The 25771-nt window shown below is 34.2% G+C and carries 19 protein-coding genes, 1 other RNA gene and 1 pseudogene; 2 read left to right on the plus strand and 19 right to left on the minus strand.

Annotated elements, in window-relative coordinates; translation table 11 throughout:
• Nucleotide 1: 1 nt before the first annotated feature.
• The 15 genes and pseudogenes from cydD to COC46_RS10650 all read right to left on the minus strand — a co-directional run bounded on the left by cydD (nucleotide 2) and on the right by COC46_RS10650 (nucleotide 17857).
• Nucleotides 2-1705, minus strand: a complete 1704-nt coding sequence (gene cydD / locus COC46_RS10580; RefSeq protein WP_098809681.1) for a thiol reductant ABC exporter subunit CydD — start codon at nucleotides 1703-1705, stop codon at nucleotides 2-4.
• A complete protein-coding gene (cydB, locus tag COC46_RS10585; protein WP_098809682.1) occupies nucleotides 1705-2718 on the minus strand; it encodes a cytochrome d ubiquinol oxidase subunit II in 1014 nt (337 codons plus the stop codon). Before cydB ends, cydD begins: the two co-directional genes overlap by 1 nt.
• A 186-nt stretch (nucleotides 2719-2904) precedes the next feature.
• A pseudogene (locus COC46_RS10590) lies at nucleotides 2905-4020 on the minus strand (RNA-guided endonuclease InsQ/TnpB family protein).
• A gap of 146 nt (nucleotides 4021-4166) precedes the next feature.
• Nucleotides 4167-5561, minus strand: a complete 1395-nt coding sequence (locus COC46_RS10595; RefSeq protein WP_098809683.1) for a cytochrome ubiquinol oxidase subunit I — start codon at nucleotides 5559-5561, stop codon at nucleotides 4167-4169.
• Between the two features lie 340 nt (nucleotides 5562-5901).
• Nucleotides 5902-6432 (minus strand): chromate transporter, encoded by a 531-nt coding sequence (locus tag COC46_RS10600; RefSeq protein WP_098809684.1) that lies wholly within the window; start codon nucleotides 6430-6432, stop codon nucleotides 5902-5904.
• Nucleotides 6429-6995, minus strand: a complete 567-nt coding sequence (locus COC46_RS10605; protein WP_098809685.1) for a chromate transporter — start codon at nucleotides 6993-6995, stop codon at nucleotides 6429-6431. Before COC46_RS10605 ends, COC46_RS10600 begins: the two co-directional genes overlap by 4 nt.
• Before the next feature lie 12 nt (nucleotides 6996-7007).
• Nucleotides 7008-8618, minus strand: coding sequence for a gamma-glutamyltransferase (gene ggt / locus COC46_RS10610; protein WP_098809686.1), 1611 nt, complete (start codon nucleotides 8616-8618; stop codon nucleotides 7008-7010).
• Nucleotides 8619-8632: 14 nt separating this feature from the next.
• Complete coding sequence (locus COC46_RS10615) at nucleotides 8633-9619, minus strand: ABC transporter ATP-binding protein (protein WP_098809687.1); 987 nt, start codon at nucleotides 9617-9619, stop codon at nucleotides 8633-8635.
• Nucleotides 9616-10593 carry an ABC transporter ATP-binding protein gene (locus COC46_RS10620; protein WP_098809688.1) on the minus strand — a complete coding sequence of 326 codons (978 nt, stop codon included), beginning with the start codon at nucleotides 10591-10593 and terminating at the stop codon, nucleotides 9616-9618. Before COC46_RS10620 ends, COC46_RS10615 begins: the two co-directional genes overlap by 4 nt.
• A gap of 8 nt (nucleotides 10594-10601) precedes the next feature.
• A complete protein-coding gene (locus COC46_RS10625) occupies nucleotides 10602-12122 on the minus strand; it encodes a glutathione ABC transporter substrate-binding protein (RefSeq protein WP_098809689.1) in 1521 nt (506 codons plus the stop codon).
• A gap of 12 nt (nucleotides 12123-12134) precedes the next feature.
• A complete protein-coding gene (locus COC46_RS10630; RefSeq protein WP_098809754.1) occupies nucleotides 12135-13022 on the minus strand; it encodes an ABC transporter permease in 888 nt (295 codons plus the stop codon).
• A gap of 40 nt (nucleotides 13023-13062) precedes the next feature.
• Complete coding sequence (locus tag COC46_RS10635) at nucleotides 13063-14004, minus strand: ABC transporter permease (protein ID WP_098809690.1); 942 nt, start codon at nucleotides 14002-14004, stop codon at nucleotides 13063-13065.
• A 197-nt stretch (nucleotides 14005-14201) separates the two neighbouring features.
• Nucleotides 14202-14651 carry an Lrp/AsnC family transcriptional regulator gene (locus COC46_RS10640; protein ID WP_098809691.1) on the minus strand — a complete coding sequence of 150 codons (450 nt, stop codon included), beginning with the start codon at nucleotides 14649-14651 and terminating at the stop codon, nucleotides 14202-14204.
• A 277-nt stretch (nucleotides 14652-14928) separates the two neighbouring features.
• Nucleotides 14929-17109 (minus strand): YhgE/Pip domain-containing protein, encoded by a 2181-nt coding sequence (locus COC46_RS10645; protein WP_098809692.1) that lies wholly within the window; start codon nucleotides 17107-17109, stop codon nucleotides 14929-14931.
• A 157-nt stretch (nucleotides 17110-17266) separates the two neighbouring features.
• Nucleotides 17267-17857 carry a TetR/AcrR family transcriptional regulator gene (locus tag COC46_RS10650; RefSeq protein ID WP_098809693.1) on the minus strand — a complete coding sequence of 197 codons (591 nt, stop codon included), beginning with the start codon at nucleotides 17855-17857 and terminating at the stop codon, nucleotides 17267-17269.
• Nucleotides 17858-18147: 290 nt separating this feature from the next.
• Here COC46_RS10650 and COC46_RS10655 point away from each other — a divergent pair, with 290 nt between their 5' ends.
• Nucleotides 18148-19575: an alanine/glycine:cation symporter family protein gene (locus COC46_RS10655; protein WP_098809694.1), complete on the plus strand. Its 1428-nt coding sequence runs from the start codon at nucleotides 18148-18150 to the stop codon at nucleotides 19573-19575.
• Between the two features lie 220 nt (nucleotides 19576-19795).
• Here COC46_RS10655 and COC46_RS10660 read toward each other — a convergent pair whose 3' ends face one another.
• Nucleotides 19796-20167 carry a hypothetical protein gene (locus tag COC46_RS10660; protein WP_098809695.1) on the minus strand — a complete coding sequence of 124 codons (372 nt, stop codon included), beginning with the start codon at nucleotides 20165-20167 and terminating at the stop codon, nucleotides 19796-19798.
• Between the two features lie 462 nt (nucleotides 20168-20629).
• On the opposite strand from COC46_RS10660, the gene COC46_RS10665 reads away from it, so the two are divergent.
• Entirely contained in the window at nucleotides 20630-21850 is a 1221-nt protein-coding gene (locus COC46_RS10665) for a helix-turn-helix domain-containing protein (protein ID WP_098809696.1), read from the plus strand.
• Nucleotides 21851-22164: 314 nt separating this feature from the next.
• Here the strand turns inward: COC46_RS10665 and ssrA are convergent.
• The 3 genes from ssrA to rnr all read right to left on the minus strand — a co-directional run bounded on the left by ssrA (nucleotide 22165) and on the right by rnr (nucleotide 25751).
• Nucleotides 22165-22522, minus strand: a transfer-messenger RNA (tmRNA) gene (gene ssrA / locus COC46_RS10670).
• A gap of 215 nt (nucleotides 22523-22737) precedes the next feature.
• Nucleotides 22738-23205, minus strand: coding sequence for an SsrA-binding protein SmpB (smpB, locus tag COC46_RS10675; protein WP_056469927.1), 468 nt, complete (start codon nucleotides 23203-23205; stop codon nucleotides 22738-22740).
• 92 nt (nucleotides 23206-23297) lie between these two features.
• On the minus strand, nucleotides 23298-25751 hold the full coding sequence (gene rnr / locus COC46_RS10680) for a ribonuclease R (protein ID WP_098809697.1): 2454 nt from the start codon (nucleotides 25749-25751) through the stop codon (nucleotides 23298-23300).
• Nucleotides 25752-25771: the final 20 nt, after the last annotated feature.

Here is a 25771-nt window from a genome sequence, read left to right on the forward strand (position 1 = left end):
TCTAACTATGAATTAATCGATAATAATGACCCTTTTTTAGTAATAACTCTTCGTGCGTACCAACCTCAATTATGTTACCTTCGTTCATAACAATAATTTGATCCATTTCTTTCATCCAATGTAAGCGATGCGTAGCTAAGAACACTAATTTATTTGAAAATAACTTAAGCATTGTTTGTTTTAATTCAAACTCTGTTTCAATATCAAGGTGACTAGTAGGTTCATCTAACAGAAGCATTGGACGATTTTCTAAAAATGCTCTAGCAAGTGCTACACGCTGACTTTGTCCTCCACTTAAAGCTCTACCGCCTTCACCGATTTTTTCCTCTAATCCTTTTGGTAATTCTTTAATTAAAGAATTTAGACCAGCCAAAACAGCTGCATTTTCAATCTCTTTTGTTGTCGCACTAGGATTATAAAAGCTTATATTATCGTTTAACGATTTTGAAAAAATGTAAGGACTTTGTGGAATATAGATTAATTGTTTATGCCAATCTGGTAATTGAAGATGCGCAACCTTTTCACCTGAAATATGAATCGTACCATTCGATGGTTCTAAAAATCCCCCGATTAAGTCAATGAGTGTTGATTTACCAGATCCGCTTTCGCCAACAATGCCGATTTTTTGAAACCCTTTAATACTTAAATTTATATTCGTTAAAATCGCTTGACCATCTTTTTCGGGTTTGACTGATACATCAATAAAATTGATTTCGCTAGTTTGATTCCAACCTGATAGATGAGTATTTTCTTGTGCCTTAAACTCCTGTTCATCTAAAATATCTTGCATTGCTTTTCCAGCTTCTTGACCATTTAATGTAGCATGATAATCTGCTCCTACTTCACGAACCGGTAAGAAATATTCAGGTGCTAGAATTAATATTGTTAGTGCTGGCCCCAATAATATCACTCCGTCAATCAATCGGAGCCCTAAAAAGACAGCAACTGTAGCGATTGAAAGCATTGTAAATAAATCTAGAGCAAATGATGATAAAAAGGCTACTTTTAATGTCCCCATCGTCGCTTCTCTATACCTTTCACTTACACTTTCAATTTTTTTTATCTGTTTTCTACTTAACCCTAGGAATTTTAATGTTTCCAGACCGCGTAGTGAATCAGTAAAATGGTTCGATAAAATTCTGTAAATCTTCCATTGTTTATTTGATTTCTTTTTAGCTGCCAAACCGAGTAAAATCATAAAAATAATAATGATTGGGAACGTTACGACTAGTATAAGTGCAGAAACTTTATCAACAAAGAAAATATAAATGACGATGACCGGTGAGACAATTGCTAAGTTAATCATTTTTAATGGAACGATCTCTAAATATTGTCTTAGCTGTGAAGTTCCTTCCATAATAAGTGTTACAATATTACCTGTTCCTGATTTTCTTGCAAATCTAGGACCAAGTTTAAACAGCTTCTCTAAAACTTTCATTTTCATTTCTGTTGAAGCAATGTCGGCAAAATGCTCTGAACATCTCTGTTTTATGGTCGAGAGTATATATCGACAAATAAATGCGATGATGAAGAAAATAGTAGCGTATAAAATATCGCTACTATTTTTTCCATTGAACAAACTGACAATAGCTTTTGAAAGCATATATGCCTGAATCATAATTGCCGTTACTTGTATAATTGTTAAAAAAGATAGGATCATTAATAAACGATTTATCCCTTTATATTTAATAAGATCTTTTCCCATTAATAAGTCAAATCCTTCTCATCCACTCTTTTTCTAAACACATAATAACTCCATATTTGATAACCGAGTACGAATGGTAATAATGTACATGCAACAAGGGTCATTACTTTTAATGAATATGGACCAGATGAAGCATTATATACAGTTAAATCATACGTATTTTTTATTGAACTAATCATGACTCTTGGGAACAACGAAGTAAACATTGTCCCTACTGTTAGAACAATACCAATGCCTGTCATCGTAAATGACCAGCCATCTCTTTTTTTATAAATGAAGATTGTAGCAAGCACATAAGCTACTACGACTAACAAAATAAGCGGAACTGTTATTTCTGCTTTTACTTTAAACATATCTGTCTCAAAAAATGCCATTCCAGTAAATGCAACTAAGAATAGGAATACTGGAATCATTACTAAACGTGCCAGAGAGCGCGCACGATTTCTTAACTCTCCTACAGTTTTTAATGTTAAAAACATTAATCCGTGTAAGAGGCATAATAATGTTACAGTTATACCTCCAACTACTGTGAATACATTAACGTAATCTGAAAAACCTGCAGATATATTCATATTTTGATCGATTGGCATTCCTCTAAGAATGCTAGAGAATAGCACACCGAATAAAAATGGTGGTAATAAACTACCGAAGAAAATTACCCAATCCCAAGCTTTTGTCCATTTTGAACTTTCTACTTTCCCTCTAAATTCAAAAGCAACTCCACGTCCGATTAATGCCATTAAGACAAATACAAACGGAATATAATATCCACTAAACATTGTTGCATACCAATTTGGAAATGCCGCAAAGATTGCTCCACCGGCAGTTAATAACCACACTTCATTTGCGTCCCAGAATGGTCCAATTGTATTAATTAATATTCTTCTTTCAGTATCATTTTTAGCTAGTAGCTTCGTAGATATACCTACACCAAAGTCGAATCCTTCTAAAAAGAAGAAGCCTATAAATAAAACCGCTACAAGTAAAAACCATAATTCATTTAACTCAATCATACAATCGTAGCCGTTGCCAAAGACTTATAAAAATCAATAAATATCTATTATTTTTATAGATTTTGTTTATTTCCCTGTTCTACGTGTCCGATTTTGCCTAATTAGGCTACTCCCGTTTGGTATAACACTCCAAGGGCGTAAATTCGGATACAACGAATCCTACATATTAGTAATGACGTCTAGGTATCATAATACTAATTTATAACGTGACAAGTTGATCGCAGCGTTAAAATCTCGATCTATTACACGACCGCATTTACATTTATATAATCGGTCTGATAGTTTTAAATCATTCTTCAAATTCCCACAACTTGAACACGTTTTAGAAGATGGGTACCATTAATCAGCTTCAACAAATTCAATACCATATTTTTCACACTTATATTGAATTTGGCGCTTGAATTTACATAAGCACTGCTTTGCAATTGCTTTTGAAAGGTGCTTATTCTTCATCATCTTTTTAATATTTAAAGTTTCCATTACGATGCGATATGGTTTGGTTCTCACGATCTCGCTCGTAGATTGATGAAGATGATTTAGTCTGATATTGGTCAACCTTCTATGGAGGTGTTGTACCTTCTTTTCGATTTTTATAATGTTGCTTGTTTTGACGAAACGGTTTCCCTCCTTATTCATTTCATATTTATGAGAAACTCTACGTTGCAACCTACGTAAACGTTTCTCTGCCCTTCTAACAGTGCTTGTTTTGTTAATATTTTTCTTCTTAGTGCCATCTGAACATACGGCTAATTCTTTAATTCCTACATCAATTCCAAGTGAGACATCCGTCAGTTCAACAATTGGTTTTGATTCTTCAATTCCTACAGAAAGATACCCGTATTTTCCGTCGTGACTTATTCTAGGATTATAGAATTTTTCATCTGGTATATTTTCAGAAGTTTTTATCCAACCAACTTTTTCGACCAATATTATATTTCCTTTTACTTTCAACTTCACATTATCATTGTAAAATGAGGGTTTTGATTTTCTTTTACTTTTGAATCGTGGTTTATCTGCTAATCCTTTAAAGAAATTTTTATACGCATTACAAAGATCTTTTATCGCTTGTTTTGTAATATTATTCGATACTTCATACAACCAAGAAAATTCTTCATTTTTTTTTAGTGTAGTTAATTCTTTTCTTAACATGGCATCAGAAATAAATTTCCCACCTGATTTATAATTTTCATCTTGTTTAGACAATGCCCAGTTATAAGCCCATCTAGCAGTTCCCACTGACTTCCATAATTGTGTTTCTTGTTCTTTAGTTGGTATTAATCTTACTTTCTTCGCAAGTACCATTTTTTTTTTCAAATTTTTAAGAGTTTGTACAGTTCCACGGATCGAATCAACTTTCAAATTACTCACCTCATGTACATTTAAACACAATGGGTGATTTTCATTTAGAACAAATTGTGATATTTTTATAAATTTTAATAAATTAATAATTAACTGTAATAGGCCTCCCTTTCAAATGGATCGACAGTAGGAACCTCTTCTTTTTTAACATGATGTGTCCCTTTTTTAATTTCCTTCACAAACAAGTAAACTAAAACGACTGCTAAAATTGCATACATTGTTGTAAATGTTGTGATTGAGAAGATGAGTGATCCTTTTGAAACATTTGGTGATACAGATGCAGCCGTCGTCATTAAACCGAACACTGTCCAAGGTTGGCGACCTATTTCCGTCATAACCCATCCAGCTGTATTTGCAATAAATGGTAATGAAATAAGTAAAATTGTTGCCTTTAAGAATAGATTTTTAGATTCCAATTTTTTTCGATAGCTAAAATATAACCCTAACATCGACATTAAAATCATAACCATTCCTGCTCCTGCCATAATTCTAAAGCTCCAGAAGGTTGTATTAACTGGTGGAATATAATTTCCAGGACCATATAATTTCTCATACTGCTTTTGTAATGTATTCATTCCAGGTACTTTACCTTCAAATTTCTCGTAAGCAAGATAACTTAGTAGATACGGTACTTCAACTTCGTACTTATTTTCTTTCTTTTTCGAATCAATAAGACCAAAAATCATCCAGCTTGCAGGGTCGCCACTATCTTCCCAAAGCCCTTCACTGGCAGCCATTTTCATAGGTTGTGATTCCATTAAATGCTTAGCTTGAGAATGACCACTGAATGCCACGCCAATTCCTGCTACTAAAGCAACTACCATTGCGAGATTGAATGCCTTTTTAAACAGTTCTGTTTCTTGTTTTTTTAAGATTTTATATGCACTTACACCTGCAACAAATAATGCACCTGTTGCTAATGCTCCAGCTATTGTGTGAGGAAACTCAACCTTTAGCTGTGGATTTGTTATGATCGCCAAGAAATCATTCATTTCTGCTCGACCATTTTTAATCGTAAAACCAACTGGCTCCTGCATAAATGAATTGGCTGCTAAGATCCAAAATGCTGACATTACAGTTCCAAATGCAACAAGCCAAATACACATTAGATGAATTTTTTTATTAAGTCGTTCCCAACCGAATATCCAAATGCCTAAAAATGTAGATTCGATAAAAAACGCTAATAATGCTTCAATAGCGAGTGGTGCTCCAAATACGTCCCCTACAAACCGGGAATATTCAGACCAGTTCATACCAAACTGAAATTCTTGAATAATACCTGTTACAACACCGACTGCAAAATTTATTAAAAATAAATGCCCAAAGAATTTTGTTAACTTTTTATATGTCTCGTTATTTCGAAAAACATACATTGTTTCCATAATTGCTACCATAAATACTAAACCTATAGAAAGTGGTACAAATAAAAAATGGAAAATCGTAGTGGAACCAAATTGTAATCTTGCAAGCTCTAGTACACTCACAGTCATCCCCCTTAGGTTAAAGATCATTGTAAAAAAATTTCCATTATGCCCGAGCGAAATTTTGAACACTTTTTCACAAATAATTCATTAGATTGATTTCAGGAAACCAGTTAATGGTATCCCTTGTTACTTATAGTTTACTGTTCTAATAGGGTTTTTGACTTAAACTTATATGTCTAAATCGTGTCAATAAATTGTCTATTTTGTGACATTGTTCACATTTAATGTTTTATTCTGCTTTTAAATAATCGAAAGACGAATAAAAAAACATTATTGATTGCAACATCCATAATGGTATTGCATCAATAATGTTCAAATAGAATTACTGTTTATTCATTCCTTATGCCAAAAACACTGCTCCATAAACAAGTGCTCCCCCGATTACATATGCAGGGTGAATTTTCCAGCGTTCTAAAAATAATAAGGAAAGTACACTAATAATAATTGTTTGAGTAACACCTACGCCAGTATATGAATCGTTAAAAAAGTCAAAGGCCATAATGCCGAGTAATACGGCAATTAAAGGTCTTACTAGTGAAGTCATTTTTTTAACTTTAGGTGAACTTTTATGCTTCATTAATATACTTAGTAAAGCAATCATTAAAATTAGTGAGGGTGCGATTGATGCAAATAATCCTACAAAGGATCCTAATACTCCACCCTCAACATATCCAATATACCCGGCCATCTTTGTAGCAATTGGACCTGGTAGAGCATTACCTAGTGCAAGCACATTACTAAATTCAACCGAAGATAGCCATCCGTACTTATCTACTACTTCATTCTCAATAAGAGGGATTGAGGCAGGTCCTCCACCATATCCGAAAATTCCGGGTAAGAAAAATGCTAAAAATATTTTCCAATAAATCATGATGCCTTCACCTTCTTCTTCTTTTCATTTTTACTTTTTGAGAAAAAGGCGTATCCAACTAAGCACCCAATTAATATAGCCGGATGTACATTTAAAAAATATAAGAGGATAAAGCTCGCTACTACGATACTACTAGTCATTTTCCAGCCAAGTGATTCTTTCGACTTCTCTACAAATTCCCATGTTAAGGTGGCCAACATAACTCCGACTACTGGAACAACCGCTTTTGACATCCCCTGTACCCAGGCAATACCTTTAAAGTGATTCAGTGTAGATAACAGAAGGACAAGTAGGAAGACTGTTGGTAGAGTTGTTGCAATAATGGCATTTAGCATACCTACTACGCCACCTATTCTCCAACCTACATATCCAGCAAGCTTTGTAGCGATTGGGCCTGGAAGAGCATTTCCGATTGCGAGTACATCTGAAAAGTCATCCTTACTTAACCATTTATACTTGTCAACAACCTCTGTATGTATAAGAGGGATTGAAGAGGGACCTCCTCCGTAACCTAACATTCCTACTCTGAAAAAAGCTAAAAAAAGTCTCCATTGTTTTAACATTAAACCATTCCTTTACCAAACTGCAATTGCGCCATCTGTTCGGGATTCTGTTCCTCCCATTAGCACCCCGGTCCTAGGATTACGCCAAATAATTTGACCTCTTCCGAAACTACTACAATCTGTAGCTACTTGAATTTGATGACCTTTTCTAGCAAGTGCTTGGGCTATATAATTTGGAAAATGAGGTTCGACGACCACTTTTTTCCCTTCCATCCATTGCCATCTAGGTGCGTCTAATGCACTTTGAGGATTTAGTAGAAAATCCACAGTATTCATCACAACTTGTGCATGACCTTGTGGTTGCATATATCCTCCCATTACTCCAAAAGGACCTACAGCTTCACCATCTTTTGTTAAGAATCCTGGAATAATAGTGTGATATGTTCTTTTACCAGGCTTTAGTGAGTTAGAATGGTCTGGATTTAATGAAAAATCATGTCCTCTATTTTGAAGGGCAATACCTGTGTCAGGAATGACGATCCCTGAGCCAAAACCCATATAGTTACTTTGAATAAAGGAAATCATGTTCCCTTCCCCATCAGCAGCCGCTAAATAAACGGTACCACCTTTAGGAGGAGTATAGCTTTCTGGCTCGATCGCTTTGTCACCAATTAATTCTCTACGCGACCTTGCATATTCTTCCGATAATAGTTCGTCTACATCAATTTCCATATGCTCTGAATCTGTAATAAACGCTTTTCCATCAGTAAAAGCTAGTTTCATTGCTTCTATTTGCTTATGATATGTATCAACATCATCTTTCGTAGAAAAGTTAAAACCTTTGGCAATATTTAATGCCATTAACGCTACCATGCCTTGTCCATTCGGTGGAATTTCCCAAACATCGTATCCGCGATAGTTCGTTGAGATTGGTTTCACCCATTCTACTTTATATTCACTTAAGTCTTCTGAACTTAAATAGCCATTGTGTTCCTTCATGAAAGAAACAATCTTTTCTGCTAAGTTGCCTCGGTAAAAACTTTCAGCATTCGTTTTACCAATTTCACGTAATGTTTTTGCATGCGCTTTAGATGACCATAGTTCACCAATCTCTGGTGCTCGGTTATTTGGAGCGAATGTTTTGAACCATTCGTCGTATTCTGGTGTGGTAAATTGCTTTTTAAACTTTTCATAAGCTATATTCCAAAACTTCCCTAAAATCGGGGAAAGTGGGTAACCTTCTTCAGCAAGCGTAATGGCTGGTTGTAGAACCTCTTCAAATGATAATTTACCAAAACGCTTCGATAATGCTGCCCATGCTGCAGGTACTCCTGGAACCGTAACAGGAACCACTCCATGAGATGGCATCTTCTCAATTCCTTGTTCATTTAGCTTTTCAATCGAAATTGACTTAGGCGCTGGACCGCTACCGTTTAAACCGTGCAGCTCCCCTTTTACCCAAACTAGTGCAAAAGCGTCACCGCCTATTCCATTTGAAGTCGGTTCAACAACCGTTAAAGCTGCTGCTGTAGCAATAGCAGCATCAATTGCGTTACCACCTTTTTTCAATATGTCTAGCCCTGCTTGCGCGGCTAATGGCTGTGAAGTTGCCACCATTCCATTTTTTCCAAATGTTGTATGGCGTTGTGCTGAATATGGATTATTTAAATGATCTAACTGCATCTGTTTCTTCTCCTTTAAGCATCTACATGGTGACATGCAACATAATGATTTTCTTCAATTTCTTTCCACTCTGGCTTTGCTTGACCACAAAGTTCTGTTGCTAGCGGACAACGAGTTCGGAATGTACAACCTGAAGGTGGATTCGCTGGATTCGGAATTTCACCAGTCAAACGAATTTTATCCGTTCTTTTTCCTACCTTTGGGCGTGGAATCGCAGATAGTAACGCCTTCGTATAAGGATGTAATGGATTATTATATAGTTTGTCTGCTGGAGCTAACTCAACTGTATTCCCTAAATACATGACTAAAACTCGATCGCAAAAATAACGTACGACCCCTAAATCATGAGAGATAAATAAATAAGTTAAATTATATGTTGCTTGCAATGATTTTAAGAGTTTTAACACTTGTGCTTGTACTGACACATCAAGTGCAGAAACTGCCTCATCACAAATGATTAACGATGGATTTAGAGCAATAGCTCTTGCAATTCCAATTCGTTGTCTTTGTCCACCACTGAACTCATGAGGGTAACGATCATAATGATCTTCATTTAATCCTACTTCATGAAGCAAACCGATTACCTTTTCTTTACGTTCTTGTTTTGATAGATTCGTATGAATAACAAAAACTTCCTCCAATGCATCACCAATTCGTTGTCTTGGATTTAATGAAGCATATGGATCTTGGAAAATCATTTGCATTTGTCTCTTAAAATCATTTCGACTCTTATTAGATAAATGCTGAATTTCTGTATCTTTAAAAATTACTTTTCCACCAGTAATATCTTCAAGTCCCAAAATTGTTTTTCCTAAAGTAGATTTACCACAACCTGATTCACCTACAACGCCTAAACTTTCACCTTCTAAAAGTGTAAGGCTTACTTCTTCAACTGCCTTAACATGACCTTGAACTTTTTTTAGTAGGCCTCCACGAATCGGATAATATTTTTTAACATTTCGAAGCTCTAATAAAGGTGATTTACTTTTCGTTAAAGTCATATCGCATCCTCCTCACTTAACCAACATTTAACTGTGTGCCCATCCTTTATTGTAAATTCTTTTGGTACTTCAACTTTGCAGCGTGCTAATGCATGTTCACAACGTGGATGAAAACGGCAACCAGTTATTTGTTCATTTAAGCTCGGTGTCGAACCTGGAATCGCTTCTAGTTCAAAATCAGGATCATCAACATTTGGTACAGATTTTAATAATCCTCTAGTATATGGATGACTTGGATGATTAAAGATCTCATCGACTGGACCTTCTTCGATTTTTTCTCCTGCATACATGACCATTACTTTATCTGCTATTTCAGCTACGACTCCCATATCATGTGTAACCATGACGACACCCATTCCAAGTTCTTCTTGTAAGTCATGGATTAAATCTAAAATTTGGGATTGAATCGTAACATCAAGTGCAGTTGTTGGTTCGTCTGCAATTAAAAGGCCAGGAGTACAAGCTAATGAAATGGCAATCATAACTCTTTGTCTCATTCCGCCGCTTAACTCATGAGGATATTGATTCATTCTTTTTTCGGGATAAGGTATTCCTACTTGCTTTAAAAGTTCAATTCCTTTTTGATTTGCATCTTGTTTCGAAAGCTTTTGGTGAATCATAAGTGGCTCACGTAGCTGATAACCAATTGTAATGACAGGATTTAACGCAGTCATTGGCTCTTGGAAGATCATCGATATTTTATTACCTCTTATTTTTCTTAATTCATCAGCTGATAATTTAGTTAAGTCAGTTCCCTCTAATTGAATTGAACCGCTTTTTATTGAACCATTACTTGGTAATAATCCCATGATGGACAATGATGTAATACTTTTTCCACAACCTGATTCTCCAACTATACATAAAGTTTCACTCTTATTAACTGAAAAGGATACGTTTCGAACAGCTGGGATTTCTCCATCAGCCGTTCGAAACGTAGTTACTAAATTATTTACAGATAGAAGCTCTGTTGCCATACTATTACCTACTCTCTGTGTACGTTGTATAATGACCATTGGCCAGTAGGATCGATTTCAATACCTTTAACCGATTGATCAACTGCAGAAGTAACTACACCTTGATTCATAACGATTACTGGAGCATCTTTAACTAATAATTCATTTGCTTCTTTTAATTTTTCTTTTCTGGCATCTGGATCAATCGTTTGACGAGACTCATTAACTAACTGATCAAATTGCTTATTACTATATGAAATTCGGTTTGATGATCCTAAATTGTCAGAGTGGAAGTTAGGATAGAATAATTCACTACCATCAGCTGTACTATTTGACCAGCCTAAGAATGTAACATCGTATTGCCCTTTTGTTGCTGCATCTAGGAAAGTTCCCCACTCCATTGTTTCAAGCTTAACTTTTAAGCCAATTTCAGTCATTTGAGATTGAGCAATTTCAGCCATTTTCATATACATATCTCGGTTAGGAACAAGCATTTTTACTTCTTTTCCTTCAAAACCATTATCCTTAATTAGCTTTTTAGCTTTTTCTACATCATATGAATAACCAACTTTTTCGTCAGATGCGTCATATCCGAAAACTTTTGGTCCAATTACACTATTACCTTCGATTCCTAGACCGTTTAACTGATTAATATAAGCTTTACGATCTAATCCATAAGCAACTGCCTGACGGAATGCTAAGTTATTCATTGGTGCTTTTTTCATGTTAAATCCTAAATAGTAAACAGGTGTTCCTTCTGCTTTTGAAACTTTTACATTCTTAATTGATTCTAAACGTTTAACTTGTTCTGCTGGTAGTGCATCGATAAATTGTACTTTCCCAGTTTGTAACATTGAAATAGCTGTTGAAACTTCAGGTACTACTTTAAATGTAACTTTTTTCAGTTTAGGTGCACTATTCCAATAATCTTTGTTTGCTTCAAGTACGATTTGGTCACCAGGTGTCCAGCTAACAAACTTAAATGGCCCAGTTCCAACAGGGGTTTTCATTAAATCACTCTTTTTATCTGCTTCTGGGCTAACGATTGAAGCAGCAGTATGAGCAAGTGCAGCTAAAAGTGGTCCGTATGGATATTTCGTTTTAATTTCTACTTTGTAATCATCAATTACATTAACTGATTGAATCGGTTCTAATAATGATGCACGTGGAGCAGCAGTTTTTGGGTCACGGAATTTATCGAATGTGTATTTTACTGCTTCTGCGTTAAAATCTGTTCCGTCTTGAAATTTAATTCCCTTTTTTAAAGTAATTTCCCAAGTTTTATCATCTAGGTTAGTATAAGATTCTGCTAATAAAGGCTCGATTTCCATTGTTTTAGGATTTCTTTTAAATAATGTTTCGTAAACTTGCATGATGACATTAGCTGAAACAGCATCATTTGTTAAAATTGGTGATAAACCTACAACATCTGATGTTGAAGCATATGTAAGTTCTTGTGAAACATTAGTGCTATTTGATCCAGTAGTTTTACTAGAGCAACCAGCAAGTAGAAGAATTGCACTAATTACGATAACCATCCATTTTTTCATTAACCCATCTCCTCAATCGTTAATATTCATATTTGGATCTAAAGCATCTCTTAACCCATCACCTACGACATTAAAAGAGAAAACAATCAGCATAATTGCGATTCCTGGTACGATTGTCATATGAGGTGAAGAAAACATATAGTCTTGCCCTTGGGAAATCATTGAGCCCCATTCTGCTGTTGGAGGCTGAGCCCCGAGACCTAAATAACTAAGTGATGCTGTCGATAAGATCGACGTAGCCATCCTCATTGTGGCAAAAACAATGATTGGTGCCATACAGTTTGGTAAAATATGCTTCACCATAATCCGTAAGTTACTTGCACCTAAAGTCCTCATTGCTTGTATGTACTCTTGTTTTTTTATCGATAAAACTGAACCACGAACGATCCTTGCACATGAAGGAATTGACCATATACTTATCGCAACTGCTACATTCACTAAGCTTGTACCAAGAATTGCGATAATTAGCATAGCTAGTAGAATTCCAGGAAAAGCAAATAATAAATCTACTATTCTCATAAGCAGGCCATCTAGTTTTGAAAAATATCCAGCTAGCATGCCAATTGTAATCCCACCAATTAATCCGAGAATGACTGCACTAAATCCAACAACTAGTGATACACGAGATCCGAATACGATTCGGCTCCACATATCCCTTCCATAATTATCAGTTCCTAACCAATGTCCACTTGAGAATATTGGCAGCTCCGTTGAAGTTAAATTTTGTTTAATTGGATCATGGACAGTAATTAATGGTGCAAATATTGCCATTAAAATTTGTAAAACAATAATGATTAATCCAAATACGGCTAATCGATTTTTCACTAATCGTTTAAACGTTTGAACAATAAATTTTTCTTTCTTTTTAGTCGTAGCTTGCTTTGTGCTTATGTTATTGATGACAACTTCTGTAGACAAAACTCTTCCTCCTTTCTACCAATCAATCGTAGCTAATTCTTGGATCTATAAATACGTATAAAATATCAACAACTAAGTTAACAATTACAAACAGAGACGCCACAAGTAAAACTGCTCCTTGTACCATTGGAAAATCTCTAGCAGCAATTGCATCGATCATTAATCTTCCAACACCGTTTATTGCAAATACTTGTTCTGTAATTATTGTTCCTCCAAGAAGGAACCCAAAATTCAAACCAATAACAGTGATAACTGGAATCATCGAGTTTTTTAAAGCATGAACCCAAACAATCGATTTTTCTTTTACACCTTTAGCTCTTGCGGTTCGTATGTAATCTGCTCGGATTACCTCTAACATAGATGAGCGACTCATTCTTGCAATCATCGCTGCTGAAGCTGTACCGAGTGCAATTGCAGGTAAAAGGATTTGCTTAAATCCTGCTACCGTCCAAATTGGTGAATCTAGTCCCCCAACAGGCAATAGTTGTAAGTTAACCCCAAAAATCAGAATAAGGATGGCACCTAACCAAAAGTTAGGTACTGATATACCCGCAAGTGCAATTATTGTACTTGATACATCCATCCAAGAATTTTGCTTAAGTGCAGAAATAATACCTGTTATTACTCCGATTATTACTGCAACAATCATACTCGCGATTGCTAAACTTAAAGTATTAGGAAAACGGATTGAAATTGCCTCTGCAACCGACTGTTTCGTTTGAAAGGAATATCCTAAATTCCCATGAAGTACGCCAGATAAATAATGCCAATATTGGACAAAAAACGAGTCATTCAGCCCCAAGCTTTCACGAATAGCATTTAGATCAGCTTTTGTTGCTGTAGGTCCTCCAATGACTGCTGCTGGGTCACCAGGTGCTAAATGCATAGAAGCAAAGACTAAAAAGGAGATACCTAGCAATAATAAAAACAATTGAAACAACCTTCTTAATATAAGTGACGCCATCTTTCCACCTACTCCATTTGTAAATATATTAACTAAAATTACATACGTTTGTTAACTTGCAAGGACTAATAACCTAACAATGTAAATTTAATTATTCTCGATTATACCCCTAGGAGACAGAATATTCTATATTTTTATGAATTTTTACAAAAAATAGTAAAAAAAGACGAGAGATTACCAATCTCTCGCCAAAGTAACTATAATTTTAAGCCATTTCTACTTTTAAATCTTCGTAATAAAATATGACTTTCTACCCTTGTGATTCCTTCTAACGCATATAATTCATTATTTATAAACTGTTCTAAACTGACAAAATCATCGACTAATACATGCATATGTAAAGTACTTGGACCCGTCATTTGATAACAACTAGCTACAACTGGATTATCTGCAAGTGCCTGAGCTACATCTACCAAAAATGCTGGTTCACAATCAACTTCAAAGAAAGCAGATACACCTTTTCCTATTTTTTCTGAATTAATAACTACTGAAAATCTCTCAATCACACCGTTTTTTATTAATTGATTTACACGTTCACGGATCGAAACTCTTGATAAATTAAGCTCTTTTCCAATATCGGCGTATGACATCCGTCCATTTTTAGTAAGCATCTCTAAAATTCTTTTATCAACGTTAGTTAGTTTCATTTATTCACCACTTTCCCCTTAAATGAAAACGCTTCCTTACTTTTTTATACTTTAACGCACTAAAATGTCCCCATAACTTAACCATGTTAAATTTTAACGATAATTACTTTACAATGTAAAGTGATTCTCTATTATTTCCTTCAATATTCCCAATTTTCATCTCTAATTTTACAATAAAATATTAACCTAAAGATACTGGATTTTTATTTCAGTCAATAGTTAAAAGGATTGAAATCTTTTTTTAATTAGACTTCAATCCTTTTGTTAATTGATTGTATTAAGCTTCGATTTCACTTAATTGTTTTTTCTTTGCTAATTTAACTCTAACTGCAAATGTTACATTCGTTAGAATAATAAATAACGCTGCAAATCCAAATAAATAGTAGACTTGATCCCATACAAATCCTTTGCTAACAGAACTAGAAATCAGTTCTCTAAATCCTTTTATAGCATACGTCATTGGTAAATAAGGATGAATATGTTGGAAAAATGATGGTGTTAATGAAATTGGGAAAGTACCTGAAGTTCCTCCAATTTGTAATAACATTATAATGAACACTATATATTGACCAATATTTCCTAATGTAACAGTTAAGAATTGAATTAACGAGTAGAAGGTCAAACTAGTGATGATTGTAAACAGAACGAATAATCCTACGTTTTTAACATCAAGACCCATACCGTAAATTAAAACGATGTCTGCTACGATCGATTGCATGATCCCAACAAAGATTAGAACACTATATTTACTAAAGAACCAAGCTAAACCAGTAGTAGGAGCAATAGAGTTCTTTCTCATAGGATAAACTGAAGTGAACATTAATCCACCAGCAAATAACCCAATTGATAAAATATATGGAGTTAATCCTACGCCATATTCTTTTACATTATTGATTTTATGTTCGACTAACTCTGTCGGTTCTGCAAAGAATTTATCCGTTTCATCACTTGTTTTAACTTTATTTACTTCATCTCCACCATCCTTCAAGGATTTATGAAGTTCAGTTGTTCCTTTTGTTAAATCAGCAGTTCCCTTTAATAAGTCAGAAGACCCACTATATAACTTATTTGTTCCATCAGTTAGTTGTTTCGAACCATCATTTAATTGGTCAATTCCTTGAACTAACTGATCTCCACCTGTATTTAGTTTTCCTAAACCAGCTGAAAGTAATGAACTTCCTTCATTTAATTGCTTTGTACCGTTGTATAAATCAGTACTTCCTTGGGCTAATTGATTCGCTCCATTAGAAGCTTGTTGTAATTTACTATTAAATAAACTTAAATTTGAATTTAATTCTTTTTGTCCTTCAAGTAAATTACTTGAACCTGTATATAGTTGACCTTGCGCTGCAGCAATTTGATCAACACCAGCTTTAATTTGGTTACTTCCTTGTGATAGTTGATTTAAGCTGTTTGAGATTGCTTGTAATTTCTGCAAATCTTCTTTACTTAATGAACCATCTTGCAGACCATTAACAACAGATTTTAATGCATTATTTGTAGCACCAAGATTCTCATTAAATCCTGCTTCATTTTTTTGCAGTTCGATTGAACCTTCATATGATTGTTTTAAGCCAGCATTTAATTGGCTACTTCCAGTTTCTAGTTTTGAAGAGCCGGCTTCGATTTTGTTGCCACCATCAACTAGTTGTGATAATCCACTATTTAAATCACTAGATCCAGCCTTTAATCTACCAGAACCTTCTAGAAGAGAGTTTAAGCCAGTATTTAATTTATTTGCTCCATCATTTGATTGTTTAATACCATCTGTTAATTGAATAGCTCCATTTTTCAGTTTTGTACTGCCATTTTCGAAAGTTATCATGCTGTCATTTAATTTTTTTAAATTTTTATTTAAAACGTCTGTTCCATCCGAAATTTTTGAAGCACCGTCTTGAATTTTACCGGCACCATCAGATGCTTTTGTCATGCCATCTCCAATATCCTTGAAATTATCAAACACTGTTTTAGCATATTGTTCTGTAATTTCTTTTGAGATATTAGCATTTACTTCCTTCATGGCACTTGAGCCAATTTGTGCGCCTACATAGTTTTTACCTGCATTTGTATAATAATTTAATTTCATTTTTTGAGGTTTTTCATCTAATAACGTAGATGCATTTTTAGAAAAGTTAGAAGGTATTTCAATCACTAAATAATATTTTTCGTCATCTAACCCTTCCAGTGCCTGCTTTTTGTTTGTAACTTTCCATTTAAACGATTTATTATCTTTCAAACCATCTACAAAATCTTTACCTACGTAAAGCTTTTTACCATTAAACTCAGTTCCTCGATCATTATTAACGACCGCTACAGAAAGTTTTTCTGTTTTGTTGTATGGATTCCAATAAGCTGAAAGAAATATGAATGAATAAAGCATTGGTACAAGACCGATTGCAATGATCGTAGCAATTGTCATTGGCTTTTTTAATATATTTTTCCATTCCTGTTTAATCACATGACCACTCCCTTTTCAGACCAACTGACCATTTTTGCATTTTGGTCAATTTTTAACATTTAAAAAGTTTAATACTCCCTTTCAAAAAAGGGAAATACTAAACCGTTAAATAAATTTATTTTGAAAATACACACTAACATTCACACTTACTTCATGTTTATTCAGGACTTTTATTTCCTATTAATCCAAATAAGATTAATTGCACCATTTTATTAGATGCATCTTCTGTAATATACATCGGATCTTTATCTAGAACATTTTTTTGTAAATTAAGAATCGAGATAATTGTTGTAATCATACTTAAACTTAAAATAGGTATTTCTAAGTGAAAGTTTGTTTCATTCGCATTCATTCTAGCTTCTATTTCTTCTTCAATTGGAGTTTTACAATAAATCTGTTGAAAGAATATCTCTGATAACTCTGGGTGACGTAAAGTCTCACTGATTAAGATTTCAATTTGATTTCGATTCTTTTCTACCCATTTAATTCTTTTCTTTACATATAACCTAAGTAATTCTTCAATTGAAAAATTACTAAAATCCTCTTTCATCCAAACTTCTTGAATGTCAGGTTTTACACAATTTATTAATACATCCAGCTTACTTTTAAAATACTTATAAATAGTCGCTTCAGAAATCTTACTTTCTTTTGCAATTTGATTGATTGTTGTACCGTCATAACCGTTTTTTGCAAAAAGCTGTTTAGACTTTTCAAGTATGAGTTGTTTTGTTCTTTCTCCCTTGTTCACTTTTTACCTCCTTAAAAACCGATGTTAAAAAGGAATTAAATCTTTGTTTTTAGCACACCCTAAAAAAAGTAAGTGTTTATTCACTTTTCTAGTATATTAATCGTGATTAGATTCGTCAACAAAAAGTAAGTGATTACTTACTTTTTTAATCTTTTTCTAATCTTTTCTACTTTTTATTGGATATCAATTAAAAAACTATTGCCATAGTGAACTTATTATTTTATTATTACACTTTGTAGTCAAAATTATCGAATAATTTTGCGAATATTCTTAATAAAGGAGATGAATTTATGACAGAATTAGTTACTTTACTCAACGACTTTTTATGGGCAAAATTAATTGTAATTTTATTAGTTGCAATTGGTCTATTTTTAACAGTGTATTTAGGATTTATACAATTTAAATTCTTCCCTGAAATGGTTCGATTATTAGGTGATGGTCGAAACAGAGACAAAGAAAAAAAATCGGTTTCTTCATTACAGGCTTTTATGATCGGAATGGCTGCACGTATTGGTACAGGTAATATTGCCGGTGTTGCAACTGCAGTCGCATTAGGTGGACCAGGGGCAGTATTTTGGATGTGGTTAATCGCACTTATTGGTTCTGCTTCAGCTTTTGTTGAGAGTACGTTAGCTCAGTTATATAAAGTGAAAGACGGTTCCTCATGGCGTGGTGGACCTGCTTATTATATGGAAAAAGCTTTAGGTAATAGAAAACTTGGTGTTCTCTTTAGTATTTTAATTACTTTATCTTTTGGTTTAATTTTTAATGCGGTACAAGCTAACACGATTGCTGCTTCGATCAATAATGAATTTGGAGTTAATACAAAAACAACTGCAATCGTTCTTGCGATTATTACAGCTTTAATTATCTTTGGTGGTGTACACTCAGTAGCAAAATTTTCTACTGTTTTAGTTCCAATTAAAGCCGGTGTATATATTATTTTAGCTTTATGGGTAATGATCGCAAACTTTGATATTTTACCTGATGTAATTGGAGCAATTTTTTCTGAAGGTATTTTTACATTTAAACAAATGTTTGGCGGGGTTATGGGTGCTGCAGTACTTCATGGTATTCGTCGTGGATTATTCTCAAATGAAGCTGGTATGGGTTCAGCTCCAAACGCAGCCGCAACAGCTGACGTAACTCACCCTGTAAAACAAGGTTTTATTCAAGCGCTAGGTGTAATTGTTGATACATTTATCATCTGTTCATCAACAGCTATGATTGTTTTAGTTTCAGGTGTTTATAAGACATCAGAACTAACAGGTATTCCTTTAACTCAGGAATCATTACGTGTAAGTCTTGGTGACTTTGCAGCTACATTCGTTTCAATTTCAGTATTCTTATTTGCCTTAAGTACGATTATGGGTAACTACTACTACGGTGAATCAAATATTAGTTTCATGAAGCATTCGAAAAAATCAATTTACTTATACCGTTTTGCTGTAATTGGTATGGTATTATTTGGGGCTCTATATAGTGCCGAATTAATTTGGTCATTAGCAGATATCTTTATGGGATTAATGGTAATCGTTAATCTTTACGCGATTACACGATTATCAAAAGTAGCAAGAGCATTGTTAAAAGATTACATTGCTCAAAAGAAACAAGGTTTAGATCCTGTTTTCTATGCTGATAATATCGAAAACATACCTGGCCGTGAACATTTAGAAGCTTGGAATGACAAAAAAGAAGTTAAGAAACAAATTGGATAATAAATAAAGAAGACCATCATTCGAGGAATGATGGTTCTTTTTTATACACTATTTTCTCTATTTACCCGGTAATTAACCTGTCCAACCTGCATCCCCGGTGATAAAGTTCCATTAACAAAGCTATCTTGGATTAGTTTAATCAAATTAACAGTACTTTATCTACAAGCTAAAAACCATCATTCCCATGTGAATGATGGTTTTTTCATTTTTAGCTAACGAATTACTCGTCCCTTCTATCTCTATCGATCATATCCTTTGGATCTTCCACAATATCTTCAGGATCTGGATCGGCATCATTTTCGTCATCTCTTAACAGATTGTCATTTTGGTCGACACCTGGTGCATTTATGTTATTAACATTTCTCTTATAAATCTTAGTATTATCAAGGTCGTCGTTTATGTCATCATTATCATAATGATAATTATTTCTATTCATTTGATAATTATCATCGTAATTTACATTTTCCCTGTCATAACGCATTTGTTTTTGTAATTGACTACGGTCATTTTCCGGTTCATTTACATTACAACCAACTAAGATTGATGATGCCAAAAGAATATTTGTAAAAATAACAGCCGATTTTTTCATCATATTCAGTATCCTTCCTCACAAATTTAAATTAAATAATTATATTTAATTCATTATTAGTGTTGCTAAATGGAAGGGTTATATGTGTAATTTGAATGAATACCATACTTTTACAATATTCTTAAGAACTACCTCTATTTTGTAGTAATCAATACCATAAATTATGTTAATAATCGTATTTTTGAATAATATTATCATCATAAAATGAAAAATGCTGAACCATAATAAAGGCTTTAATAACGATATAAATGGATACTAATTACAAAGAGATGTTTATTATAGAAGTGAATTACATAGCCTTCCATTTTTTCCTGATTTTCCTAATTTCACTTACCCTTAACATATCTTTAAGTATTACTTCACATACTACACGGGTTTTCTAAATATACTATTTTTGTTGTTAACTGTAGAATTTTAGTATTAGGTACTATTTTTAACATCCTGGGATGGGAGGAGGACTTAGTTATGTATGAAGGAAAAATTATTAAATTTTATCGAGAAAAATACAAACTAACACAAGAACAATTAGGAAAAAATATTTGCTCCGTTACCCATATAAGTAAAATAGAATGTGGACAAACAAAGTACGCACCAGAAATTATCAATTTATTATCCAAAAGACTTGGAATTGATATGGAATTAGAAGTAGCTAATTTCATGAATATCAAACAGCGCCTACTTCACTGGCACGATGTAATCATCATGCAGTTATTTGAAGAGATGAACCAAATAAACTATGAGTTTGAAATGGAAGAATTAATTCAAATATCAGAATACCATGACATGTATCAGTTACTAAGAGCTAAGTATTTTCTTACGTATAATAAATGTACCGAGGCTTTTAAAATCATCAAAAAAATTCAAAAAAAAGAAGATAAATTAGCTCCATACGAACAAAATTTATTAAAGCATATTTTAGGAATATATTATTTAGCAAAACAAGAATATGGTAAAGTAATCCAAACTCTTAAGTCGATCGACCACAAAGTTTACAAAAACCCTGAATTTTATTACCATTTAGCAGTTGCTTATCATACGATAAAGGCACCTGTTTTAGCTTATTATTATGCAGAAAAATCTCATCTATTTTTTAAACAAATCAATAATTATCTGCGAGTAATTGACGCTGAAATGTTAATGATTATTCAAGTCCAAGGTGACACTTTAGATGAAGAAATAATCAATCGATTTAAGAATTTGATTAGAAGCTGTGAACTATGTAATGCCCCTGATCGAAAGGCTAAAGTACTGCATAATTTAGCATATGAATATTACAGAGGTAAAAACTTTAAGGAAGCAAGTAAATATTATAAAGAATCTATGCTACTAAAAGATCCCGAATGTTCATCCTACTTACTTTCTTTAGAAGGTTATATCCGAAGTTCTTTTGAAGGTAATTCCTCTAACTTGGAAGAGCTAATACACGATGCAGAAGTCGGCCTTTTCACCGCAAAAAAGAATAATTACACATTATATGTTCATTTATTTAAGCTTTTACTTTATTTATTAAAGTCTAAAGAAAAAGAATACTATCATTATCTAAATAATCGTGCATTACCTATGTTTATAAAAAGTGGTTTTACATTCTTAACGGAACGTTCTAAGAAGGAATTATTTAATTATTATTCAAAGATGAATTTAAATGAACAAGCAATGGAGATAGCGCAATTAATCGTAAATACTTAAAATAAATGAAAAAAGTTAAATTTGCACTTATTATCTTTTAACATAAATAAAAAATAAGACAAGAATACTAAACTGTATTCTTGTCTTATTTTTAAGGGGAAATTTGTATTTGAAAAAAGATGATCTAATTGTTTATTTACAAAAAAGGTGTTTAACCAAGTTATTCAATATGATTACACCCTTTTTGCTAAAAGAGTAACTTATACTGCTTGTTAGTTCATTTTTATCGTTTGATCGCTCTACCATAGATTTTCTTCGATCCAATTAAAACTGGATATTGTGGAGACATAAAAAAACCACCAACAATTATGTATTGGTGGAGACGGTGGGAGTCGAACCCACGTCCAAGAATATCGGCACTTAAGCTTCTACGAGCGTAGTCACTGTATTAGAATTTCGCATACCATTCGGCCCAATGACAGGCTTCCTGATAGCTAGTCTGGTTAATCTCTTCCTTTCCCCTCAGACGGCGAGGTCCGGCGTAGCCCACTAATGAGTGAACCCCTCTAAGCTATGCACATGGGCGATACATAGGAGGAGCCTTTAGTGCAATTAAGCAGCTAAAGAGAAATTGTTGTTTTTGCCAGTTATTGGCTTTTGCGTTTTAACGAGGCCGACCCCTCGACTCGCGACTTAAGCTCGAACTACCCCTGTCGAATCCGTAACGTCCCCATATAAAATGCTCACATAACTTATTTCAGTTCTGCTCGCTATGAGTGACTTACGAAGCATAAAGCAAAGGCTTCATAATCTATAAAATCTGCACATCGTGCTCATTTATGTTGCTGATTAACTTACAAACTTATTATAGCATATTGGTCGTAAGTTGCAATTAACAATTGTTTCTAAAAGAATAACAGAATTCCAATCCTTCAACATTTATCCAATTAGATTCTTTGACGATCTCGGAATGCACGCTCTACTTCACGTTTTGCTTCTTTTTTCTTTAAATCATCACGTTTATCATATTGTTTCTTTCCTTTACCTAATCCAAGTAATAGCTTAGCATAGCCATTTTTCAAATAGATTTTTAAAGGAACTAAAGTATAACCTGTTTCCTTTGTATAACCGATTAATTTCACGATTTCTCTATTATGTAGTAGTAACTTTCTTGTACGTAATGGTTCGTGATTATAGCGATTACCTTGTTCATATGGACTAATATGCATATTATGAAGCCATACTTCTCCACCTTGAACACGTGCAAAGGAATCCTTTAAATTCGCTTTTCCAGCACGTAATGATTTAATTTCGGTACCTTGTAATACGATACCTGTTTCATATGTTTCTTCAATAAAGTAATCATGATACGCTTTTTTATTTTGAGCAATTACTTTCCCTTCACCTTTTGGCATAAATAACACCTCTCTATCTTTACTTATTTTACCATAATTTTACCTAAAATAGTCAATAAGCAGTGGACTAGATGTCCACTGCCTTATCGTTTTTATCGTTTTTTATTACCTTTTGCTACTTTTTCGTAAAATGGCTTGTTCTTTTTGCTCTTACTTTTACTTTTCGTTGGATTAAAACGATCGTCACGCTTATTTCTCGACGATTTACCGTTACGTCCACTATCTTTCTCGTCACCTCGAGTACTTTCTCCTCGAGGTGAACTATCTCCTCGTCTTCCACGAGAACGACCACTGCGAGAACTATCCCCATTTCGATCTGATGAACCTCTACCACGTCCGCCTCGTCCTCTGCCGCCACCAGAGCCGCCACCAAGATTAACTGGTCCTCTACCGTCGCTTCTACGAGGTTTATTCGATTTCATTCCAACAATTTCAAAATCGATTGCTCGCTCTTCTTTATTTACATTCACTACGCGAACAGATACTTCATCGCCTATTCGGAAAACCTTCCCTGTTCTCTCACCGATCATAGAGAATGAGCGCTCGTCATAGTTATAGTAGTCATCTGATAAATCAGCAACCCTGACTAATCCTTCAATTGTATTTGGCAGTTCAATAAACATACCGAAGTTTGTGACAGAGCTGATAATCCCTTCATACTCTTCGCCAACCTTATCAAGCATGTACTCTGCCTTTTTCAAATCATCCGTTTCTCTTTCTGCTTCAACTGAGCGTCGTTCCATATTAGAAGCATGCTCGGCGATTGCAGGTAACTTATCATCCCACTCACGTTTTGTTTCATTATCCATCTTTCCTTCGATTAAATATTTACGAATTAGTCGATGAACAATTAAGTCCGGATAACGACGAATCGGCGATGTGAAATGAGTATAATATTCAGCTGCTAAACCGAAGTGGCCAAGATTGTCAGCCTCATACTTCGCTTGTTTCATTGAACGAAGCATGACTGTTGAGATAACTGTTTCCTCAGGTTGTCCATGAACCATATCAAGAACTTGTTGCAACGCTCTCGGGTGAATTTCATTGCCAGCACCCTTTACTGTATAACCAAATGATGCGATAAATTCAAAGAATCGTTGAAGTTTCTCTTCTTTCGGGTCCTCATGCACACGATACATAAACGGTACATTTAGCCAATGGAAATGTTCAGCAACTGTTTCATTTGCTACTAGCATAAATTCTTCAATTAGTTTTTCTGCCGTTGAGCGCTCACGAATGACGACATCAGTTGGATGACCATCTTCATCAACTAATACTTTTGATTCTTTAAAATCAAAATCAATTGCTCCACGAGTCATACGTCTATTACGTAAGATTTTTGCTAACTGAGCCATTTCCTCAAACATCGGCACTAACGGCTCGTAGCGCTCACGTAATTCAACATCTTGCTCATCTAATATTTTATTTACATCGCTATATGTCATTCGTTCAGTTGTTTTAATGATACTTTCAAAAATTTCATGTTTAACAACTTCACCTTTTTGATTGATTTCCATTTCACAGGAAAGTGTAAATCGATTTACTTTTGGATTTAATGAACAAATTCCATTGGATAAACGATGTGGAATCATCGGTATAACTCGGTCAACTAAATAAATACTTGTTCCACGATCATGTGCTTCCTGATCAATCGGTGAGTTATCAGTCACATAGTATGAGACGTCTGCAATATGTACCCCTAACTTATAATGACCATTTTCGAGCGCTGTTACTGTAACAGCATCATCTAAGTCTTTTGCATCAGCTCCATCTATCGTTACAATTTGTTCATCACGAAGATCGCGACGAGTGCCAATAGCTGATTCATCAATCTCATCCGGTACAGCATTCGCTTGATCCATTACTTCCTTAGGGAATTCTTGAGGTAAATCAAACTTATGAATAACCGATAGAATATCTACACCTGGATCATTTTTATGTCCTAGTACTTGGACTACTATACCCTCTGCATTTTTCCCATTCTCAGGAAACTGAGTAAGCTCTACAACAACTTTGTGACCTTCCACTGCACCTTGAGAATTACTCTTTGATATAAAAATATCACTTCCGAATCGCTTATCATCAGGAATAACAAAACCAAAGCTTTTCTGAGCCTGGTATGTACCTACCATTTTCGTTTGACCACGTTCAACAATTTTTACAATTGTCCCTTCTCTACGTGCATCACTTTTTTCTTTTGTAATACGAGCTAAAACGATGTCTCCATGCAGGGCACCATTTAAATCTGATGGTGAAATAAATACATCTTCTGCTCCTGCTTCTTCTGGAATGACAAACGCAAAGCCTTTCGCATGTCCAGTTAATTTACCTCTAACTAAATTAGATTGATCAGGTAAACTATATTTATTATTTCGAGAACGTACAATATAACCCTCATCTTCTAAAATAACGAGCGTTTTTACTACTTCTCGAAAGTCACTTGCGTCAGTCAACTCCATAGCCTCTTCTATTCCTTGTATATTTAAAGGCTTATAATCTTCACTTTTCATCAATTCTAATAATTTTTCTTTCCATTGTTGATTCATAATTTTCCCTCCTTTTTCTA

The sequence above is a fragment of the Bacillus sp. AFS041924 genome (genome assembly GCF_002577195.1).
Lineage (GTDB): Bacteria > Bacillota > Bacilli > Bacillales > Bacillaceae_G > Gottfriedia.

Bases quoted from the DNA above. Each gene is read 5' to 3' on its own strand.
- cydD (WP_098809681.1), bottom strand. From the start codon at position 1,705: ATGGGAAAAGATCTTATTAAATATAAAGGGATAAATCGTTTATTAATG.
- cydB (WP_098809682.1), bottom strand. From the start codon at position 2,718: ATGATTGAGTTAAATGAATTATGGTTTTTACTTGTAGCGGTTTTATTT.
- COC46_RS10600 (WP_098809684.1), bottom strand. From the start codon at position 6,432: ATGATTTATTGGAAAATATTTTTAGCATTTTTCTTACCCGGAATTTTC.
- COC46_RS10605 (WP_098809685.1), bottom strand. From the start codon at position 6,995: ATGTTAAAACAATGGAGACTTTTTTTAGCTTTTTTCAGAGTAGGAATG.
- ggt (WP_098809686.1), bottom strand. From the start codon at position 8,618: ATGCAGTTAGATCATTTAAATAATCCATATTCAGCACAACGCCATACA.
- COC46_RS10615 (WP_098809687.1), bottom strand. From the start codon at position 9,619: ATGACTTTAACGAAAAGTAAATCACCTTTATTAGAGCTTCGAAATGTT.
- COC46_RS10620 (WP_098809688.1), bottom strand. From the start codon at position 10,593: ATGGCAACAGAGCTTCTATCTGTAAATAATTTAGTAACTACGTTTCGA.
- COC46_RS10625 (WP_098809689.1), bottom strand. From the start codon at position 12,122: ATGAAAAAATGGATGGTTATCGTAATTAGTGCAATTCTTCTACTTGCT.
- COC46_RS10635 (WP_098809690.1), bottom strand. From the start codon at position 14,004: ATGGCGTCACTTATATTAAGAAGGTTGTTTCAATTGTTTTTATTATTG.
- COC46_RS10640 (WP_098809691.1), bottom strand. From the start codon at position 14,651: ATGAAACTAACTAACGTTGATAAAAGAATTTTAGAGATGCTTACTAAA.
- COC46_RS10655 (WP_098809694.1), top strand. From the start codon at position 18,148: ATGACAGAATTAGTTACTTTACTCAACGACTTTTTATGGGCAAAATTA.
- COC46_RS10660 (WP_098809695.1), bottom strand. From the start codon at position 20,167: ATGATGAAAAAATCGGCTGTTATTTTTACAAATATTCTTTTGGCATCA.
- COC46_RS10665 (WP_098809696.1), top strand. From the start codon at position 20,630: ATGTATGAAGGAAAAATTATTAAATTTTATCGAGAAAAATACAAACTA.
- smpB (WP_056469927.1), bottom strand. From the start codon at position 23,205: ATGCCAAAAGGTGAAGGGAAAGTAATTGCTCAAAATAAAAAAGCGTAT.
- rnr (WP_098809697.1), bottom strand. From the start codon at position 25,751: ATGAATCAACAATGGAAAGAAAAATTATTAGAATTGATGAAAAGTGAA.